This window comes from Affinundibacterium flavidum (assembly GCF_014284175.1).
Lineage (GTDB): Bacteria > Pseudomonadota > Gammaproteobacteria > Burkholderiales > Burkholderiaceae_D > Undibacterium > Undibacterium flavidum.
The window spans coordinates 153,205-170,623 of record NZ_JACOGA010000003.1; the positions used below are offsets into that span (position 1 = coordinate 153,205).

General features: G+C 45.9%; 17 protein-coding genes. 7 read left to right on the forward strand and 10 right to left on the reverse strand.

What is annotated here, in order from left to right; translation table 11 throughout:
- Nucleotides 1–161 precede the first annotated feature (161 nt).
- Both selD and tal read left to right on the forward strand, forming a co-directional pair.
- Nucleotides 162–1,241, forward strand: coding sequence for a selenide, water dikinase SelD (gene selD, locus H8K55_RS04185; protein ID WP_186940978.1), 1,080 nt, complete (start codon nucleotides 162–164; stop codon nucleotides 1,239–1,241).
- A 41-nt stretch (nucleotides 1,242–1,282) separates the two neighbouring features.
- Complete coding sequence (gene tal / locus H8K55_RS04190; RefSeq protein ID WP_222612354.1) at nucleotides 1,283–2,218, forward strand: transaldolase; 936 nt, start codon at nucleotides 1,283–1,285, stop codon at nucleotides 2,216–2,218.
- A gap of 127 nt (nucleotides 2,219–2,345) precedes the next feature.
- Here the strand turns inward: tal and H8K55_RS04195 are convergent, their stop codons facing one another.
- The 3 genes from H8K55_RS04195 to H8K55_RS04205 all read right to left on the reverse strand — a co-directional run bounded on the left by H8K55_RS04195 (nucleotide 2,346) and on the right by H8K55_RS04205 (nucleotide 7,132).
- Complete coding sequence (locus H8K55_RS04195) at nucleotides 2,346–5,774, reverse strand: ligand-binding sensor domain-containing diguanylate cyclase (protein WP_186940823.1); 3,429 nt, start codon at nucleotides 5,772–5,774, stop codon at nucleotides 2,346–2,348.
- Nucleotides 5,775–5,982: 208 nt separating this feature from the next.
- The gene (rnhA, locus tag H8K55_RS04200) at nucleotides 5,983–6,417 is read right to left on the reverse strand and encodes a ribonuclease HI (RefSeq protein WP_186940824.1); all 435 of its coding nucleotides are present in this window, start codon (nucleotides 6,415–6,417) and stop codon (nucleotides 5,983–5,985) included.
- Entirely contained in the window at nucleotides 6,404–7,132 is a 729-nt protein-coding gene (locus H8K55_RS04205) for a class I SAM-dependent methyltransferase (RefSeq protein WP_186940980.1), read from the reverse strand. Before H8K55_RS04205 ends, rnhA begins: the two co-directional genes overlap by 14 nt.
- 91 nt (nucleotides 7,133–7,223) lie before the next feature.
- Between H8K55_RS04205 and gloB the strand changes: the two genes are divergently transcribed.
- The 4 genes from gloB (at nucleotide 7,224) to H8K55_RS04225 (ending at nucleotide 10,481) form a co-directional block, all read left to right on the forward strand.
- Nucleotides 7,224–8,024, forward strand: a complete 801-nt coding sequence (gene gloB, locus H8K55_RS04210) for a hydroxyacylglutathione hydrolase (protein ID WP_186940825.1) — start codon at nucleotides 7,224–7,226, stop codon at nucleotides 8,022–8,024.
- A 56-nt stretch (nucleotides 8,025–8,080) separates the two neighbouring features.
- The gene (earP, locus tag H8K55_RS04215; protein ID WP_186940826.1) at nucleotides 8,081–9,238 is read left to right on the forward strand and encodes an elongation factor P maturation arginine rhamnosyltransferase EarP; all 1,158 of its coding nucleotides are present in this window, start codon (nucleotides 8,081–8,083) and stop codon (nucleotides 9,236–9,238) included.
- A 156-nt stretch (nucleotides 9,239–9,394) separates the two neighbouring features.
- Complete coding sequence (locus H8K55_RS04220) at nucleotides 9,395–9,970, forward strand: elongation factor P (RefSeq protein ID WP_186940827.1); 576 nt, start codon at nucleotides 9,395–9,397, stop codon at nucleotides 9,968–9,970.
- A 238-nt stretch (nucleotides 9,971–10,208) separates the two neighbouring features.
- Nucleotides 10,209–10,481, forward strand: coding sequence for a hypothetical protein (locus H8K55_RS04225; RefSeq protein WP_186940828.1), 273 nt, complete (start codon nucleotides 10,209–10,211; stop codon nucleotides 10,479–10,481).
- Between the two features lie 108 nt (nucleotides 10,482–10,589).
- On the opposite strand, the gene H8K55_RS04230 is transcribed toward H8K55_RS04225, so the two are convergent.
- From H8K55_RS04230 to rpsP, 6 genes are all read right to left on the reverse strand, one after another.
- Entirely contained in the window at nucleotides 10,590–11,543 is a 954-nt protein-coding gene (locus tag H8K55_RS04230) for a CobD/CbiB family protein (protein ID WP_186940829.1), read from the reverse strand.
- A 91-nt stretch (nucleotides 11,544–11,634) separates the two neighbouring features.
- Complete coding sequence (locus H8K55_RS04235) at nucleotides 11,635–12,315, reverse strand: CoA pyrophosphatase (protein ID WP_186940981.1); 681 nt, start codon at nucleotides 12,313–12,315, stop codon at nucleotides 11,635–11,637.
- Nucleotides 12,316–12,410: 95 nt separating this feature from the next.
- Nucleotides 12,411–12,785 (reverse strand): 50S ribosomal protein L19, encoded by a 375-nt coding sequence (gene rplS, locus H8K55_RS04240; protein WP_186923650.1) that lies wholly within the window; start codon nucleotides 12,783–12,785, stop codon nucleotides 12,411–12,413.
- 180 nt (nucleotides 12,786–12,965) lie between these two features.
- Entirely contained in the window at nucleotides 12,966–13,721 is a 756-nt protein-coding gene (trmD, locus tag H8K55_RS04245; protein ID WP_186940830.1) for a tRNA (guanosine(37)-N1)-methyltransferase TrmD, read from the reverse strand.
- 49 nt (nucleotides 13,722–13,770) lie between these two features.
- Nucleotides 13,771–14,370 carry a ribosome maturation factor RimM gene (gene rimM / locus H8K55_RS04250; RefSeq protein WP_222612355.1) on the reverse strand — a complete coding sequence of 200 codons (600 nt, stop codon included), beginning with the start codon at nucleotides 14,368–14,370 and terminating at the stop codon, nucleotides 13,771–13,773.
- Nucleotides 14,371–14,622: a 30S ribosomal protein S16 gene (gene rpsP, locus H8K55_RS04255; RefSeq protein WP_186890295.1), complete on the reverse strand. Its 252-nt coding sequence runs from the start codon at nucleotides 14,620–14,622 to the stop codon at nucleotides 14,371–14,373. It lies immediately after the preceding gene.
- A gap of 265 nt (nucleotides 14,623–14,887) precedes the next feature.
- On the opposite strand from rpsP, the gene H8K55_RS04260 reads away from it, so the two are divergent.
- The gene (locus tag H8K55_RS04260; RefSeq protein ID WP_186940831.1) at nucleotides 14,888–15,307 is read left to right on the forward strand and encodes an NINE protein; all 420 of its coding nucleotides are present in this window, start codon (nucleotides 14,888–14,890) and stop codon (nucleotides 15,305–15,307) included.
- 83 nt (nucleotides 15,308–15,390) lie between these two features.
- Here H8K55_RS04260 and H8K55_RS04265 read toward each other — a convergent pair whose 3' ends face one another.
- Entirely contained in the window at nucleotides 15,391–17,181 is a 1,791-nt protein-coding gene (locus H8K55_RS04265) for an acyl-CoA dehydrogenase (RefSeq protein ID WP_186940832.1), read from the reverse strand.
- Nucleotides 17,182–17,419: the final 238 nt, after the last annotated feature.

Below are 17,419 nucleotides of genomic sequence, written 5' to 3' on the forward strand. Positions count from 1 at the left end.
AACGCCATGCAGAATAGAACCATGCCAGACAAAGCATTGCATTTTTTGATGATGACGGCCTATGTTTGATTTTTCTGCCTCAGCCTGACGGCAGTATTCTATAATCGGTCATTCATCACTCACAATTAAGCCCAGACAGATTCATGAACGACAGCACAAGCATGGGAAATAGCATTAGCTCCGGCACCGACATCGGCACAGGCCCAATTCGATTGACTTCGTTTTCCCACGGCGGTGGTTGTGGCTGCAAAATAGCGCCCGGGGTTTTGGCTGAAATACTCAAGAAATCGACCGGATTCTCAGTTCCCGATGCACTCATGGTCGGTATAGAGACTTCTGACGATGCTGCGGTTTATCGACTCAATGACGAACAAGCTTTGATCGCGACTACCGATTTTTTCATGCCTATCGTTGACGATCCCTATGATTTTGGCCGTATCGCTGCGACGAATGCGATTTCTGACGTGTATGCCATGGGCGGAACACCGATTATGGCGCTGGCTTTGGTCGGAATGCCCATCAATCAAATTCCATTAGATGTCATCGGTAAGATTATTGAAGGTGGTGAAAGTATTTGCCGCGAAGCCGGTATTCCGATTGCGGGCGGCCATAGCATCGATTCGGTCGAGCCAATTTATGGATTGGTGGTGATGGGATTGATCCATCCGTCCAAGGTCAAACGCAATTCTAGCGCACGTGTTGGCGATCAATTAGTTCTCGGTAAGCCTATAGGTGTAGGCGTACTGTCTGCCGCTTTAAAAAAACAAAAATTAGATGCGAATGGCTATGCGAGCATGATTGCGAATACGACCAAGCTCAATAAACCTGGGCAGGCCTTGTCGCAACTGGACGCTGTACATGCGATGACCGACGTGACGGGCTTTGGTTTACTCGGCCATCTATTAGAAATCTGCCGTGGCGCAAAAGTAGGTGCCACGCTGCGTGCTGCAGACATTCCCTTTTTACCACAGGTCAAAGAACTTGCAGCCGCGGGCTGTATCACAGGCGCATCTGCCCGCAATTTCGCAGCTTATGGTGAGGATGTCCGTTTTAGCCATGAAGATACTATCACTCAAGCTTTATTAACCGACCCACAAACTTCCGGCGGACTGTTAGTAGCCTGTGCACCTGAAGCATTGGCGCAAGTATTGGAAATATTTCATAAGAGTGATTTTCAAGATGCCGCAGTAATAGGCGAAATCGTCGCCGGTCCTGCGCACATTCAAGTCTTGTCCAACTAAATTTTTACTTACTTTTTTCGAACCTTATTTCACACTCCATCATGAATCAACTCGAACAACTGAAACAATACACAACCGTGGTGGCAGACACTGGCGATTTTCAATCCATGCAAGCCTACACGCCGCGTGATGCGACGACGAATCCTTCGCTGATTTTGAAAGCCGTACAGAAACCCGAATATCAACCATTGCTCGCACAAGCAGTGGCACAAAACGCTGGCAAATCTACCGATGAAATCATTGATCAATTACTGATTAGTTTTGGCCTGAAAATCTTGCAGATCGTGCCTGGTCGCGTTTCCACAGAAACCGATGCCCGCCTCTCGTTTGATACCGAAGCCACCGTTGCAAAAGGTCGACAATTGATCGCCTTGTATGAAGCCGCTGGCATTCCACGCGAACGTGTCTTGATCAAAATCGCATCGACTTGGGAAGGCATTCGTGCTGCAGAAATTTTAGAAAAAGAAGGCATACACTGCAACATGACTTTGCTGTTCTGCCTGGCGCAAGCAGCAGCTTGTGCGGAAGCTGGCGCGCAATTAATTTCTCCATTTGTTGGCCGAATCTATGATTGGTTCAAGAAGCAAACTGGTCAAGAAATTTATGGTGCAGAAGACCCTGGCGTGCTGTCGGTCAAGCGCATTTACAACTACTATCGCAAGTTCGGCTTTAGTACAGAAATTATGGGTGCTAGCTTCCGCAACACTTCGCAAATCTTGGAATTAGCGGGTTGCGATTTATTAACCATCAGTCCAGATCTGCTACAAAAACTCAGCGAAGCCGATGGCAAAGTACCACCTAAACTCAATCAAGAAGCCGCAATGGCATCTGACGTAACGAAATTAAGCATCGATGAAAAGTCCTTCCGTTTTATGTTAAATGAAGATGCCATGGCAACTGAAAAATTAGCCGAAGGGATACGCCTGTTTTGTGCCGACACGATTAAATTGGAAGGCATCATTGCAGGTATGCGCTAATACAAGCGATGCAGCCCAAACAGCCGAAGTAACTGCTGAAATAACAGCCGAAGTAATTGATCAATGAACTAAGTTCAAAAAAAATGCCGCAATAATATGCGGCATTTTCGCTATTTCCAACAAGCTGTCAGCTTGTTTGTACATTCGCATCGTCATCGGTTTGACGTACCTGTTCTATCGTGACGTAGGCTTGTTTTGAAGCATACTCAAATGATGTAACCATGTGTCGAATAGTCTCTTCATCCGTCGGCACTTTAGAGGTCGCCGACATAAAAACCGCCTGATTTCTGCCGTGATGTTTGGCGTAATACATCGCCATATCACTTAACATTACATTTTGTTCAAAGCTAACAAGCTCGGGAAGATCCGCGTAAAACGGAAATACCGTATAACCTATCGAACAGGTTTTATGGATACGCACGCCATCACCCAAATCAAATTCTGTGTCGGCAACTTTCTTCAGCAATTTTTGCGCAAAATGATGGATATAGTCTGGGTCGGTTTTCTTTAAAACTACCAAAAATTCCTCTCCGCCCAATCGAACGACAACGTCATCTTTACGCACCGATTCATTTAATATTTGCGAGAATTGTTTCAACAACATATCTCCAGCTTCGTGCCCATACGTGTCGTTGATTTGCTTGAAATGATCCATATCCAGCAAGTACAGCGCGAAAACTTCACGCCCCGTCATGCTGGCGCGATTGATGGAAGCTTGCAACACATAGTTCTTGTAACTAATAAATGCTTGTACATCGTTATGCAAAACTTCTGATAGAAAACGACGATTGCGTAAGCCAGTCAAAGGATCTGTCAACGATGCTTCGCGCAATTGTCGAGTGCGCTCAGCAACCAATTCTTCCAAATGAATTTTTTCACGCTTTAAACGCAGAGAATAAAAATGCGCGACACCCCAGATCAAAAATGCCGCCAAGGCGATCCAGAGTATGTAAGCCCACCAACTACGATACCAAGGTGGAAGTATCTGGAAAGCGTAAATCGCTTCCTGTGTTTGCACACCATAGATGTTTTTTGCTCTTACCTTGAACCGATATTGTCCTTCAGGGATATTGGTGTATTCCTTGGCGGTGGCAGCATCCCACTCACTCCACTGCTGGTCGAATCCCTCAAGCTGATATTGAAAACGCAAGCTACCCGGCTTTTCAAAAAAGGTAGCGGCAAATTCAAAAATCAAGGCATTTTTGTCATACGGTAATTGCAGTACTTGCTGCTTGCTTTGTAGCGTTTGAAACACCGTTGCGGCGTTTGGAATACTGCTTCCAGCTTCGGCAAAACTACCAGAAAAAATGAGATGCTTGCCAGTAGTCGTTACACGGCGAATCAAGGCCAGAAAATCTTGCCCATAATTTTTCTTCGCGGTTGGCTCTACCCGTGTCAATACTTCGCCAGGCATCCAAACGCCACCGAGAGGATGGGCGAATAAAGCATCGTCAGCCGAAGTCACTCCTCGGAAAGCATTTCCATCTACGGCATAGTTGGCCGCCGACTGAGTCGCCGACGGTTGAAGTTCTCCGACTGAAGTCTTCTTGTGCAACGCAAATATGCCATCTGTGGTTTTAAGATAAACGCCACCTGCACGATCTTCTATCAGATCACTCACCTCTAAAGTGCCATCACTAAATTGCGATCCAAAGCGTGCATCGGGTGCGAACCGCGTTGCATCCACATCTGCATCACCCTCTTGCCACGGGGCGATCTTGGCAGACATGATTCCTTTTGGCGTCACTAGCATTAAGTCTTTGCCGAATAAAATGGTGCGGCCAGCCGTTAAATCTGGCAAGCCATGCGCTAGTCCTATTCTGTGAGTTTTTACTCGATTCACTTTGTCGCCATCAAAGTGCACGCGTAGCAGTCCCTGAACTTCCGTATTGAGCCACAAGTCACCATTCGCATCCGTGGTAATGCGCCGAATATTATCTTTCACGCCATCCATTCGCGCGATGCGCTGCCATTGCCCCGCGTTGCGTTTAAAAATTTCAACGCCACCCATCAATCCGACAAATAAATGATCTGGCCAGCGTGGCGTCGTTCCTAGGCTATAGGCATTACCGGACGATTCATTAATATACTCGGCACGGTCACCACGGATTCTATATAAACCACGCCCTGATGCAGCCATCAAATCGCCACTGACTTCCAAGAATTGCCAAATTTCGCTAGTCCCTTCACGCAAGGGTGAAAACTGTGGCACGTCATTTTTGAGACTGTATTTGAAAGGAGATTGGGTATAGATATCTTGAAATGTACTGACATAAAACTGATCTTGGTAATAAGCGACCGTGATGGAAGTCCCTTCCAAGCCATTTTTTGCAGAAAATAACATCTGCGGCACACTCAGTTCAATATGAGATATGCCGGAATTCGTTGACGCCCACAGATTCTTGTGGCGATCGAGCATGATTCCCGCGACAGTGTTATCCATCAAACCGGCATTCTTGTTAATCGCACGTAAAACCTTACCCGTACGATCTAAAATTAAGACGCCTGCTTTCACGGTGCTGATAGCGAAAGTATCGCCATCTATCGGCAACACCTTATACAAGAACATATTATTCTCATTGAGCAAGGCATCAACCTCAGTGGGCATAGGGCGCACCAGATTGCTTACTGTACGATTTACATCATAGGACTTTGTCGTGGCATTCCACAACGGTGCAAGATCAATTAAGCAGAAGTCTCCGGCGAGGCGTCCGACCAAGAGTTCGTGCGGGCCAAACGCCGCCATCATCACGCGCTTGCGATTAAATACCCCGGCCAATTGCGGGATGGGCACCACCTTGTCGCCGTCAAGCAAACTAATGCCGTGATCGATATCGGCAAAGATTAATGTACCGTTCAAGACCGCGGCTTGCGAGGAAGCAAAACGCCCAGCAATCGCGGTGAGCTGACCTTGATCGAAACGAAAAATCCGACTGCGAGTCAAAAATACGACTCCTTGTTTCGTATTTTCTACCTGCCAGACATCATTGAAGACTGCTTCATCTTTCGGTAATTTATCGCGTAGAGAAACTGCCATCACCTGACCTGAATCAGTCGCGCGCAAATAACCAAAATCACCAACCGAGCCGTAGAAAATAGTACCGTCACTAGCCACCGCCAGCGAACGCACCATAGGATTGCCAGTAATGATAACCGCTTGCCAACGTTGACCGTCAAATTCAATGATGCCGTTTGAGTTACCAAAGTAAAGTATGCCGCGACGATCTTGCACCGATACCCAATTTTGTCCATGCGCCTTATACGTTTTAGCATCAAAATTACTGATAAAGGGAGCGCCGACGAAGGGAGGACTAACTAAAGGAGGACTAACTACAGGAGAACTAACTATAGGATGGGCGACCTTATCGTTCTTTGTCGCAGTTGTAGTCTCGGAATTGGCCGCATGCGCCGAATCAATGAAGGAAATAAACGAAGCCACAGATAAAAGAAAAATTAAACATGCCTGAATAATCAGATCCTTATCGATCAGCTTGTTTTTATGGAGCTTGTTTTCATGCAGCTTATTTTTAATCCGTGACCGGTGTAATCGATACATGCATTCGTCTCCCTAATAGAATCAACTTCAACTCGGCATCTCGGTATTTATGACAAGAACAGCAATTTCTTTACTGGCGCATACTTCAACTTCTATTCAATCACCACTTTTCACAAGCATGTGTTTCAGATCTGACGTTCCCACATTGAGGGCACTAGATGCACGCATTAAGCTCAACGAAAATCGTCATGCATGATCAAACCAAACGCTAATTTACAGTCTCGACACCACGATTTGCCAATTGATCTGCGCGTTCATTCCCAGCATCACCTGCATGACCTCTAACCCAAATCCATTCTATGGTGTGCAGATTGCGTGCGGCATCTAACTGTTGCCACAAATCGACATTTTTTACTGGTGATTTCGATGCAGTTTTCCAGCCTTTTGCTTTCCACCCGTCTATCCATTCCGTAATGCCTTTGAGTACGTATTGACTATCCGTGTGTAGTGCAATTTCACATGGCCGCTTCAAAGCACCGAGCGCCTGAATCACTGCCATTAATTCCATGCGATTATTTGTCGTATCGGCCTCACCGCCGAATAATTCTTTCTCACGATGTCCTGCGATCAGTAATGCCCCCCAACCGCCTTTACCAGGATTCCCTTTACAAGCACCATCTGTATAAATCTTAATTTTGTCCATGTTCTTTTATCTTATTCGCGACTGGTACAGCATTCGCTTGTCGTACACGTTTTTGTTTTAATGCAGGGCCGATTAAATGCATACCTCTGACTCTTTTGATCGCTTCTATCATATACACCGCGCCTAGTCGTGGCCACCAGCGTTGACCCAGTTTGTCCATCAAGCTTGAATTTTCTAACCACTGCGCATTGTCGACTGGCATGGCGTAACATCCAAAGCGCGTCTGACTCACTTCCATACTCAATAATTTCAGCCAATCCTTTAAGCGATGCGCACTGATAAATTCGCCTTCTTCCGGCAAAAATGGTCTGTGCGCCAATTTCCCTAGCATTTGCCGCGCACCCCATAAGCTAGCGCGATTCAAACCACTGATAATGACTCTGCCTTCAGGAATTAAAATTCTATCGACTTCACGCAAAATTTGATGTGGTTCTTTGGCAAACTCAAGTACATGCGGTAAGACGATCAAATCAATACTCTGTGAGTCAAATGGCAATTCGGCAAAATCGTGCACCAACACCACTTGCTGGCGCAGCACCGCATTCATTTCAGGGACTTGCTGGGCTGTCTGCCATTGATGTGGCATTCTGCTCGCTGCCAACGCAGGCAATTGCGGCAAACCAATTTGCAAGGCATGAAAACCAAAAATATCCGCTGTCAGCAAATCAAACTGGGTTTGTTCCCACGCACAGATATAAGTTCCCGCTGGCTGCATCAGCCAATCACCTAAGTCTATAATGGCGGATTGCGTAGAATTTGATGCGTTCACTTCACTCACTTCTCTAAAAAATCAGGATAAGCCTACTATGAATCAGCAAGTCACTAAGCAAGCCCTCAGTATATTGACTGTGCCCGCGTTTGACGACAATTATCTATGGCTAATTCACAATGGCAGCGATGCTATTGTCGTTGATCCTGGCGATGCCACAGTTATTTTACAGGCACTTACGCAACACGGCTTGACTCTCAGAGCCATCTTACTGACGCATCATCATAGCGACCATATTGGTGGTGTTGCAGAACTGCTCACACATTACCCGGTTCCAGTATATGGCCCTGCACATGATGGGATCGCGGCAGTCACGATTCCTTTGGATGATGGAGACCAAATCAGCATAGCCAGTCTGGAGTTAAGCTTTAAAATTATTGCAGTACCAGGCCACACGTTTGGGCATATCGCCTATTATTCTGAAGCACTGGCCGCGGTCTTTTGCGGCGATACCCTGTTTGCCGGTGGCTGCGGGCGCCTGTTTGAAGGCACACCAGCACAAATGCTCAATTCACTCGATCAGTTGGCTGCGTTACCAGCCGCTACGGCCGTTTATTGTGCGCATGAATATACTTTATCCAACCTGAAATTTGCGCTCGAAGTTGAACCAGCAAATGCTGCTTTACAAGCCCGCATCGTGCGCGAGCAAGAAAAGCGTGCACAAGATATTCCAACAGTGCCGACGACGATCGCCTTGGAAATTCAAACCAACCCATTTTTGCGCACCCGCGTCTCGGCAGTTATAGAACGTTTAGTGAGTACGGACAAAGTCGCTGCAGCGCAAGACGAAGCCACCAATTTTGGCGCTTTGCGTGAGTGGAAAAACAATTTCCGTTAATCATACAAACTTTTTATTTATTTTTTGACTGAATTTTCTGTCTGATTTTCCAATTCATGAATCATCTCAATAGCTCCACTACCAGCCTTGCCCTCTTCTGCAAAGTTGTCGACAATTTCGGCGATATTGGTATCTGCTGGCGCCTCGCGCGCCAACTCGAACAAGAGCATCACATCGCGGTGACATTATGGGTCGACGATTTAGTCAGCTTCAAAAAGATCTGCCCTGAACTAGAGATCGAAACAGAACAACAAAGCATCCACAATATCCACATTCGCCATTGGCGTGATCAAGACGGTCGATTTGAAGTGAGTGACATTGCGGATATCGTGATTGAATTTTTTGGCTGCGATATTCCTCCCGCGTACATCGCCAGCATGGCACTATGCCAACCACCACCGGCCTGGATTAATCTGGAAGGCTTGAGTGCAGAAGAATGGGTTGAAGGCTGCCATACTTTGCCGTCCTCACATCCACAGTATTCGCTGACAAAATATTTTTTCTTCCCTGGGTTTACGCCAAAAACTGGCGGACTTTTACATGAGAAAAACTTAACTCAAGAGCAGCATGAATTTAATCAAGTAGCCCAAAATCGAAAAGCTTTTTTAGCTAACTTGGGTGTAAGCGCAGAAGAATCAGATGCACTTAACATTTCTCTATTCTGCTACCCTCATGCACCAGTCGAACAGCTATTTCAAGTTTGGGAAAATGGCACGGAGGCCGTTAGCTGTCTGGTTCCTACTGGGGTAGCCAAGGAGACAGTAGAAAAATTCTTGCAACAAGATGCGAAACCAGGTGCGCATGTCAAACGAGGCAATTTAAGTGTGCGTGTCATTCCCTTTGTGCCGCAACAAGACTACGACAAATTGTTGTGGAGTTGCGATCTGAATTTTGTCAGAGGCGAAGATTCTTTCGTACGAGCCCAGTGGGCGCAAAAACCCTTTATCTGGCACATCTACCCGCAAGATGAAAACTTGCATCACAAAAAATTGCGCGCCTTCTTGGGACGACATACGGCATCAAGCACAGCCAGCCAAGCATTTTCTCTGGCATGGAACGATGCATCAACCACGCCAGATTGGCAGAGTTTATGGACAGACTTCCGTCGGAATTTGCCAGAAATTCAAATACAAAGCGCTCTCTGGCAACAACAAATGCACGACATTGGCGACATGACATCGAATTTATTGAGCTTCATCAACGCGAAACGATAAAAGCCCCTGAAAATAGGTTAAAATGTGCGGTTAATTTTTAATGAATTTTTCGATTTATTCAAAACACCATCAATGCTGAGCTTGCAGGGCAATATTTTTAATATTCCAGTAGGCAACAGATGATTTTTAAGCAACCTACTTTTTATATCAATTACTATGAAACCTGCAAAAGAAATTCGCGTTGGCAACATTATTATGGTCGACAGCAAGCCTATGATCGTTCTGCGCTCTGACGTCAACGGTTCTAGCCGTACTGGCTTCACTTACAAGTGGAAAATGAAAAACTTGTTGACGAATAGCCCATTGGAAAACGTATTCCGTGGCGACGACAAATTTGACGTTGTTGTTTTGGATAAAAAGCCAGTAACTTACTCTTACTTCGCTGACCCTTTGTATGTATTCATGGATACAGAATACAACCAATACGAAATCGAAGAAGAAAACTTGGGCGATGCATTGCATTACCTGAAAGACGGCATGGAATGTGAAGCTGTTTTCTACGACGGCAAAGCAATTTCTGTAGAATTACCGACAACAATCGCTCGCTTGGTTATCTATTCTGAGCCAGCTGTAAAAGGTAATACTTCCGGTAACGTTCTGAAAGAAGCAAAAATCGAAAACGCCATCGAAGCGCATTGCCATATCGTGCAAGTGCCATTATTCGTTAGCCAAGATGACGTTATCGAAATCGATACACGTACAAATGAATACAAGCGCGTAGTTCGTAACTAATCGCTTTCGGAGTCATAAGAAAACGCTGTTTATTTTGAACAGCGTTTTTTTTCGCCCCTATTTTTGCTTGTATGATTTTCAACAAAATGAAATTGTGACAATTGCGTAAGTGCGTACACCAGCTTCGATTCAGTTAATTTAATCGTAAGCATTCAAAATCCATCTTGAAGATTCATCTGATCTCACCTATTCTTCATTGTGGTCATCATAAAAGAAACATCTTAAGTCAGGAAATATCATGGCAACCGCACCAATTACTTCAACTGCCGCAAGAGACCAAGTCTTTTCCAATAGAAATGAAGAGTTAAAATCATTTGCCCCAAAGAACAAAGTCAACGATGCCGAAGTTGTCAAAGCTAAGGCGGATGTGAATAAGACTAATGAAGTCAAGGCGGCACGCGATGCCCAAGAATCAAAGCAAGCTGCCAAACCTGCACAAGAACCCAAACCAACTCCCGTGCCCAATACCCGCGGAGAAATCACTGGCGGAACAATTAACACCAGCGCTTAGTGTGAGCACTTAATGGCTGTACTTAAGACCAGTACTCAAGACCAGGCATTCAGAAAACAAAAAGCCCACTTAAACAATAAGTGGGCTTTTTCATTGCGCTAAAGAGATTTATAGCCAAACTGCAAAGGACAATAATAAAAGTAGCAACATCCATAGCAATAAAGCCCGCCAAACCAAGCCAACGGCGCTCTGCAGTGAGCGTGGACTCGCTTCCACGCCAGGCTGACTTTCAAGTTCCAGACTATCTACATCTACCGCACTAGCATCGGCATTCAAGATCACAAGAGCTTTGGTTTCAGGCTCTCCCAAACGCACACCTATCGCGCCACCGCCAGCAGACAAAATAATACCTAGCAATTCATCAGTCCAACGACTCGCATAATTACGCCAGGAATAAATAGCATCTTCAAAATTACCAACAACCGCAAATGCCACCGCGGTCAAATGAGCTGGCACCCAATCTATCCAATAAAATACTTTTTTCGCAAATTGACCAAACTCTTCATTTTGCATGTGCTCAGGCTCGCACCATTCACGCGATAAGAATTCAGACATGCGATACATCACAGCACATGCTGGACCAACTGGCATCAAAAACCAAAAGAACACACCGAATACATTGCGATGCGATGCGATCAAAGAACGCTCAACTGCCCCACGTGCAACGTCGGTGGCATCCATCGCGGAGCAATCTCTATTCGTCCAATCTGACAAATATTTGCGCGCTGCATCTTCATCGCCAGCATTTAAAGCAATTTGTATCGAGGTAAAGTAATGGCTATAGCGGCGAAAACCCAAAGTCAGGTAGACGATAATGACATTCCAAATAAAGGCCGCAAAGGGATTCAAACGCAAACATAACCAATACACCAAGGCAGTTGGCAAAGTCAGCGCACCAACCACGATAAACCAGCCAGTGCGACCATGGTGCGCCTTACCCGCATTGCACCAGGCCTCAACTTTGGCCGCGAAATGCTGAACTTGGGTGTACACGGGATTATCCACTCTCAGTGGCTTGAGTTGCTCAATCAAGAGCGCGAAGAGTATGGAGAGAAATGTCATAGTGGGTCTTCAAACTTCCCGGTTGAGGGCGGACTTAGAAAAGAACTCCAGTGTAAACTGATTTAGCCTGTTTATGAAGTAGATCACACCCTCATTCAGGTAGATCAGCACGTAAAAAATGGAATAAATTACGTAGCATGCCCGCTGTCGCACCCCAGATAAAATAATCCTGATAGGGCATCGCATAAAAACTGCGCTTACCGCTCCCATCTGGAAAATCAATCTGACGACGTTGATGGTGATGTGGATCCATTAGAAAAGCCAACGGCACTTCGAAGATTGATGCTACCTCAAATGGATCAGAATTAAATTCGTAAGGCGGATGCACTAACGCCACCACCGGCGTCACCGAAAATCCGGTTCCCGTATAGTATTGCGGCAAGCGTCCCAATACTTCAACTTGACTGTCAGCGAGGCCTATTTCTTCCTGTGCTTCGCGCAAAGCAGTATGTTCTGCGGACGTATCTGTCGCATCCACTCGACCACCAGGAAAGCTGATTTGCCCACCATGATGATGCAAATGCGCCGCCCTTTGCGTCAATAATATTTGCAAGCCGTGCTCGCGCGCGATGATAGGCATTAACACCGAGGCTGGCTTAAATGCATCGCCTTTAAATAGGCTTGATTCCTCCGTATTTTCAGGTGCCCAAAATATATCCCGCTGAAAACGATGACGTAAAAAATCCAAGGAAATTCTGTCAGATGGCAAAGCTGATTCATCTGCATAAGAATGAATTGCCAATAATTGAGGATCAAAGCTGGTGGTCACGATAATAACGATGGTAATGACAATAGAAGTGGTAAAAACAAAAAAGGGATGCCACTGGCACCCCTTCTTTAAAACTCACAAAACAAGCATGGCTATGATTAAACAGCTGCTGCTTTGCGGTTTGGTAATTTCTCTTTAATACGAGCAGATTTACCTGAACGTTCACGCAAGTAGTACAACTTAGCGCGACGTACATCACCACGACGTTTCACTTCGATAGAAGCGATCAATGGTGAGTACAATTGGAATGTACGTTCAACGCCTTCACCGGAAGAAATTTTACGAACGATGAAGTTCGAATTCAAACCACGGTTACGACGGGAAATAACAACGCCTTCGTACGCCTGAGCACGCTTACGTGTGCCTTCAACTACGTTAACGTTAACAACGACTGTATCACCAGGCGCGAACGCAGGGATATTTTTACCTAAGCGAGCAATTTCTTCTTGCTCTAATGTTTGGATCAAATCCATTTTTATCACTCCAGATACCATCTTGCTGACGCCTAAGTTTGTTTACACAAGCTTGCTCAGTAGAGGATGGGGTTAAACATGTGAACACATTACTTCTTCAGTTCACTCTAAACACATGCAAAAAATTTACATGATTTATTCGTACAAAAAGTCACGAATTCTTTATAAAGGCTAGATCAATCAGATTGGATTAAGTGATTTCAAAAACTGCTCATCCGCCTTACTTAACAAGCCCGCTTTACGCGCTTGTTCAATTAATTCTGGGCGTTTGTGCCAACTCACCAATAAGGATTGTTGACGCCGCCATTTTGCGATCTCTGCGTGATTACCGCCCATTAAAATCGTCGGCACGCATTGATCTTCAAAAATTTCTGGTCTGGTGTAATGCGGACAATCCAGCAAACCATTGACAAAACTATCTTCAACTGCCGAAGCTTCATCGTGCAATACGCCAGGTAACTGACGTATCACCGCATCCATCAAAGCCATCGCCGGCAATTCACCGCCAGATAAAACGAAATCGCCAAGGCTGATTTCTTCATCGACTTCACGATCTAACAATCGTTGATCAACGGCTTCGTAACGACCACACAACAAAACTAAACCATCTTGCTCTACCCATTCCATCACACGAGTGTGATTCATAGGTTTGCCTTGTGGCGATAAATAAAGCACTTTAGGCTTTGCAAATCCAAGTTCTTGTTGCCGCGCTTTTGCTGCATGCAGTGCCGTCTGCAAAGGCTTGGCCATCATCACCATGCCAGGACCACCGCCGTACGGCCGGTCATCTACAGTTCTATGCTTATCGGTCGTGAAATCACGTGGATTCCAAAACTGCAATGCACATTTTTTTTGCTCAAATGCCCGTCGCGTCACACCGGATTCGGTAATCGCAGCAAACATTTCCGGGAACAACGTAATGACATCAAATTGCATTCATCACGCTCCACAATGCAAACAACTGCGATTCTTTACATACCGGGACTTAATAATCACTACCCCAGTCAACAACGATCTTGTTCGCTTCGCGATCCACTTCTTTAACGAAATGATCAACAAAGGGAATGAGGCGTTCATGCTTCATCAATTCTGCTTCTGGCACATCACTGGCCGCGACCCGCAAAATTGACTGCGCACCGTTGTCCATCATAGCGCGGACAACGCCAAGGTCTTCACCTTGTAAATTCTGTACTGCTAAGCCGATCAGATCGACCCAATAAAACTCATCTTGTTCTAGCGCCGGAAACTCCTGACGCGATACTTTCACTACAGTGCCTTTTAAGGCTTCTGCAGCTGTACGATCTGGCACTTCATCTAATCTCGCAACCACATCTTCGCCATGAATCTTAGAGCTCAGGCGTTTGACTTGACGCAGAGTCGGAGCAACACCCGCTTGCGCGGCGCTTTCCAACCAGAACAGAGGCGCATCTAACAAAGCATCGGCAGTGCTCGAATAAGGACGGATTTTTACCCACCCTTGAAGACCAAATGCCCCTGAGACATAGCCAACAATGACTAAATCATCAGGAGCAGATTGATTTGCAGATACTTGCACTGCCTGCCCTACCTCAGTTTGAGCAGACAATTAAGCTGCTTTTTTTGCTACTTGAGCAACCAAACGAGCAACAGCTGGTGACAATTGTGCACCTACGCCTTGCCAGTAAGCCAAACGATCTGCAGCAACGCGAACTTCTTCAGCATTGCCAGTTGCTACTGGATTGTAAAAACCGATACGCTCGATGAAGCGACCATCACGACGATTACGTGAATCAGCTGCAACGATATTGTAGAAAGGGCGCTTTTTTGCACCACCACGAGCTAAACGAATAACGACCATAATATTTCCAAAAAATTGTCAAAGGACGGAAAAAGCCGCAAATTATAGCCCGCAAAGCAGTAACTTCGCAAGAACTATTCAATAGTGGCTTTGTAAAACCAAGCATTTTACCCGATTTCTGTCGCTAATTTATAGCTTCAATTAAAGAAATTTGAAGCCCAGCCTATTTTAGTCAAGAAGCACAATGAATAAGCTTAGCAAACAACAAATCCGATAAAATCACTACTTATCCAAAAGCATCAAAAACTCATTTTAAAATTCAATTATGACAACAAACTCACACAAAAATAAAACACTCACAGTATTGATTTGCCTGCTATTTGGCAGCTTGGGAGCGCATCGATTTTATCTATATGGCAAGCGCGATAATTTTGCCTGGCTGCACTTTATCAGTCTGCCGTTATCCTTTTTATTATCTAAACTTTATTTCAACCTGAATTTCTTTGTGACTTATGCACCTTGGATCCTGTCATTTCTGATCAGCGTCTTGATGTGCCTAGTGCTGGGATTGAAGTCAGATGAACATTGGGATGCACAATTTAATTCACAATCAGGTCAAACCAGCGAGTCTTCCTGGCCACTCGCATTGCTATTGGTTTTTAGTGTGGGTTTGGGCGCAATTTCTTTGTTGTTTGTCTTAGCGCGGGGTTTTGACTTGCTGTACACAGGTGGTGCTTACGGCTAAGTACGTCTCGCTCCTTAAAATATAAATGGCGCGAAGTGAAGAACTTCGCGCCATTTTTTTACTACTTAAGCCAAAACGAAGACTTAGAACTGTTCTTCACTCAATGCCAACACGCCAGCACTACCGTCCACGATAGAAGTACGCAAACCTTGCGCTGTACTTAATATGTGGTCAGCGAAAAAGCGTGCTGTCGCGACCTTCGCCTGATTAAAACTGGCATCCCCCCCGCCTGCTTGCAATTTTGCCTGCGCAATCAAAGCCGCACGCGCCATTTGCCAGCCGCCCAATACGACACCTGCCAATTTCAAATAAGGCACGCTGCCAGAGAACACCGCTTTGATATCGGATTTGAAGTTCGCCACCACGAATTCAACCACGTCTTCCATTGCTTTGGCACCGATTGCTAATTGCGCTGCAATAGCTTTCAAATTTGCCTCTCCGGTCGCGCTCAATTCGGCTTCAACCGCACGCACTTGTGCGATGAATTGTTTCGCCACTGCGCCGCCATCACGTGAAGTCTTACGACCGACCAAATCATTTGCTTGAATCGCCGTCGTACCTTCATAGATCGTCAAAATCTGCGCATCGCGATAATGTTGGGCAGCACCAGTTTCTTCAATAAAGCCCATACCACCATGCACTTGCACGCCAGTTGAGGTGACATCTAAAGACAACTCAGTTGACCAACCTTTAACGATAGGTACTAGGAATTCGTAAGCCGCCTGATTTTGCTTGCGCACTTCAGCATCTGCGTGATGATGCGCTTTATCGCTCATCGCAGCGGCAACATACGCCAAGGCACGTGAGCCTTCTATCTGTGCACGCATAGACATCAACATACGACGCACGTCAGGATGATGAATGATGCTCACCGGGCCGGCTGAACCTGCCAGATCACGTGACTGCACGCGATCTTTTGCGTATTGCACGGCTTTTTGATAAGCGCGTTCTGCTACCGCCACACCTTGCATACCAACGCCAAAACGCGCCGCGTTCATCATGATGAACATATATTCCAAGCCGCGGTTTTCTTCACCCACCAAAGTACCAATTGCACCGCCGTTATCGCCAAATTGCAAGACACAAGTTGGGCTCGCTTTGATACCGAGTTTATGTTCAATCGACACGCAATGTGCATCGTTACGCGCGCCTAGGCTACCATCTGCATTAACCATGAATTTTGGTACGATAAACAGCGAAATACCCTTCACGCCTTCTGGTGCATTTGGCGTACGCGCCAATACTAAGTGCACGATATTTTCCGCCATATCGTGCTCACCATAGGTGATGAAAATCTTAGTACCAAATACTTTATAAGTGCCGTCATCTTGCGGCACAGCACGGGTACGCACCATCGCCAAATCGGAGCCCGCTTGTGGCTCGGTCAGATTCATGGTGCCGGTCCATTTGCCGGAGATCAGGTTTTCGAGATAAGTTGCTTTATCAGCGTCACTACCAGCAGTCAACAAGGCTTCAATCGCACCGTCCGTCAACAACGGACAGAGTGCGAACGACAGATTCGCAGCATGCAACATTTCTATACAAGGGGTCGCCAACAATTTAGGCAAACCCTGACCGCCGAATTCTGCCGGATGCTGCACACCTTGCCAGCCTGCTTCACCAAACATCTTGAAGGCTTCTTTAAAGCCTTTGGTGGTGAAGACTTGGCCATCTTTCCAATAGCTTGGTGCCTGATCACCAGCCCAGTTCAAAGTGGCGATTACTTCACTCGTAAAACGCGCTTTCTCTTCTAAGATCGCTTCTACGGTTTCCGCAGTGGCATCTTCGCAACCTGGCAAGGCATTGACTTCGTTCAAACCTGCCAGTTCGTTCATTACAAACAGCATGTCTTTTAAGGGGGCGACGTAACTCATACTATCTCCAAATATTTGGGTATCCGTCAAAATCCAATTGTGGGGCGCATTGCGTCGTCGGTTTTGTAAATGCGATACTCGCAATACCGACGTATTGCTCCGTTTTGCGCCTAGCACTGCATCCCCAAAATTGAATTTTGACGGATACCCTTTAGTTAACTTTTTCTACAAAGGGAAATAAAACAAACAGGGCGCAGAGAACACATTTGAATTCTCTGCGCCCTTTGCGCTTCTATCG

Excerpts from the sequence above, each read along its gene's own strand:
- selD (WP_186940978.1), top strand. The coding sequence starts at position 162 with ATGGGAAATAGCATTAGCTCCGGCACCGACATCGGCACAGGCCCAATT.
- tal (WP_222612354.1), top strand. The coding sequence starts at position 1,283 with ATGAATCAACTCGAACAACTGAAACAATACACAACCGTGGTGGCAGAC.
- H8K55_RS04195 (WP_186940823.1), bottom strand. The coding sequence starts at position 5,774 with ATGTATCGATTACACCGGTCACGGATTAAAAATAAGCTGCATGAAAAC.
- rnhA (WP_186940824.1), bottom strand. The coding sequence starts at position 6,417 with ATGGACAAAATTAAGATTTATACAGATGGTGCTTGTAAAGGGAATCCT.
- H8K55_RS04205 (WP_186940980.1), bottom strand. The coding sequence starts at position 7,132 with ATGCAGCCAGCGGGAACTTATATCTGTGCGTGGGAACAAACCCAGTTT.
- gloB (WP_186940825.1), top strand. The coding sequence starts at position 7,224 with ATGAATCAGCAAGTCACTAAGCAAGCCCTCAGTATATTGACTGTGCCC.
- earP (WP_186940826.1), top strand. The coding sequence starts at position 8,081 with ATGAATCATCTCAATAGCTCCACTACCAGCCTTGCCCTCTTCTGCAAA.
- H8K55_RS04220 (WP_186940827.1), top strand. The coding sequence starts at position 9,395 with ATGAAACCTGCAAAAGAAATTCGCGTTGGCAACATTATTATGGTCGAC.
- H8K55_RS04225 (WP_186940828.1), top strand. The coding sequence starts at position 10,209 with ATGGCAACCGCACCAATTACTTCAACTGCCGCAAGAGACCAAGTCTTT.
- H8K55_RS04230 (WP_186940829.1), bottom strand. The coding sequence starts at position 11,543 with ATGACATTTCTCTCCATACTCTTCGCGCTCTTGATTGAGCAACTCAAG.
- rplS (WP_186923650.1), bottom strand. The coding sequence starts at position 12,785 with ATGGATTTGATCCAAACATTAGAGCAAGAAGAAATTGCTCGCTTAGGT.
- trmD (WP_186940830.1), bottom strand. The coding sequence starts at position 13,721 with ATGCAATTTGATGTCATTACGTTGTTCCCGGAAATGTTTGCTGCGATT.
- rpsP (WP_186890295.1), bottom strand. The coding sequence starts at position 14,622 with ATGGTCGTTATTCGTTTAGCTCGTGGTGGTGCAAAAAAGCGCCCTTTC.
- H8K55_RS04260 (WP_186940831.1), top strand. The coding sequence starts at position 14,888 with ATGACAACAAACTCACACAAAAATAAAACACTCACAGTATTGATTTGC.
- H8K55_RS04265 (WP_186940832.1), bottom strand. The coding sequence starts at position 17,181 with ATGAGTTACGTCGCCCCCTTAAAAGACATGCTGTTTGTAATGAACGAA.